The 1,159-nt window shown below is 67.0% G+C and carries 1 protein-coding gene; it reads right to left on the reverse strand.

The genetic code is table 11. The features are described 5' to 3' along the window. Positions 1 to 3: 3 nt before the first annotated feature. Positions 4 to 1,159, reverse strand: a 1,156-nt coding sequence (gene tuf, locus ACXJKQ_RS27580; protein ID WP_457108849.1) for an elongation factor Tu, incomplete at its 5' end; no start/stop codon positions are given.

Genomic DNA, 1,159 nt, shown 5'->3' on the forward strand with positions numbered 1-1,159 from the left:
CTCTCAATCGTTGATGGCGGCGACGACGCCGGCACCGACGGTGCGGCCGCCCTCGCGGATGGCGAAGCGCAGCTTCTCCTCCATGGCCACCGGCACGATCAGCGCCACGTCCATGGTCACGTTGTCGCCTGGCATCACCATCTCGGTGCCCTCCGGCAGCGTGCAGATCCCGGTCACGTCCGTCGTGCGGAAGTAGAACTGCGGCCGGTAGTTCGTGAAGAACGGCGTGTGACGGCCACCCTCCTCCTTGGTCAGGATGTACGCCTCGGCCTTGAACTTCGAGTGCGGCTTCACCGAACCGGGCTTGCACACGACCTGGCCGCGCTCCACGTCCTCGCGCTTCGTGCCGCGCAGCAGCACGCCGACGTTGTCGCCCGCCTGACCCTGGTCGAGCAGCTTGCGGAACATCTCGACGCCGGTGACCGTCGTGGTCTGCGTGTCGCGGATGCCGACGATCTCCACCGTCTCGCCGACCTTCACGATCCCGCGCTCGACCCGGCCCGTCACCACCGTGCCGCGGCCCGAGATCGAGAACACGTCCTCGATCGGCATCAGGAACGGCAGGTCGATCGGGCGCTCCGGCTGCGGGATGTAGGCATCCACCGTCGCCATCAGCGCCAGCACCGCCTCCTTGCCGATCTTCGGCTCCTTGTCCTCCAGCGCCATCAGCGCCGAGCCCTTGGTGATCGGGATGTCGTCGCCCGGGAAGTCGTACTTCGACAGAAGCTCGCGCACCTCAAGCTCGACCAGCTCCAGCAGCTCCTCGTCGTCGACCATGTCGACCTTGTTGAGGAACACCACCAGCGCCGGAACGCCGACCTGACGGGCCAGCAGGATGTGCTCGCGGGTCTGCGGCATCGGGCCGTCGGCCGCCGACACCACCAGGATCGCGCCGTCCATCTGCGCCGCGCCCGTGATCATGTTCTTCACGTAGTCGGCGTGGCCCGGGCAATCCACGTGCGCGTAGTGCCGGTTGGCCGTCTCGTATTCCACGTGCGCCGTCGAGATCGTGATCCCGCGCGCCTTCTCCTCCGGAGCCTTGTCGATCTGGTCGTAGGCCGTGAACGTCGCCCCGCCCGTCTCCGCAAGAACCTTCGTGATCGCCGCCGTCAAGGACGTCTTGCCGTGGTCAACGTGCCCAATCGTGCCGATGTTGCAG

This window comes from Methylobacterium sp. P5_C11 (genome assembly GCF_054049775.1).